This is a genomic window from Streptomyces sp. SP17BM10 (genome assembly GCF_036322405.1).
Lineage (GTDB): Bacteria > Actinomycetota > Actinomycetes > Streptomycetales > Streptomycetaceae > Kitasatospora.
Map to the genome: position 1 here is coordinate 1 of NZ_JAQYXB010000050.1, position 315 is coordinate 315.

A 315-nucleotide genomic window follows, 5' to 3' on the forward strand; every position below is an offset into this window, starting at 1 on the left:
AGGAGTGTATGCTCTAGCTGATTTTTGTTTTTTTTTTTTTTGTTTTTTTTGTTTTTTTTGTTTTGTGTTTTGGTTTGTTTTGTTTTTTTTGTGTTTGTTGTTTTTTGGTTGTTTTTTTTTGTGTTTGTTTGTTTTGTGTGTGTGTGGGTGTTTTGTGTTTTTTTTTTTTTTTTTTTTTTTTGGTGTGTTTTGGGGGGTGTTTTTTTTTTTTTTTTTTTTTTTTTTTTTTTTTTTTTTTTGTTCTTTTTTTTTTTTTTGTTTTGTTTTGGGGTCATTTGGGGGGTTTTTTTTTTTTTTTTTTTGGGGGGGCCCCCC

Annotated in this window: 1 protein-coding gene; it reads left to right on the forward strand. The window is 25.7% G+C overall.

From position 1 onward, the window contains the following. Window positions 1–24: 24 nt before the first annotated feature. Window positions 25–315: hypothetical protein (locus tag PUR71_RS40805; RefSeq protein ID WP_329924240.1), on the forward strand; the 291-nt coding region annotated here is incomplete at its 3' end.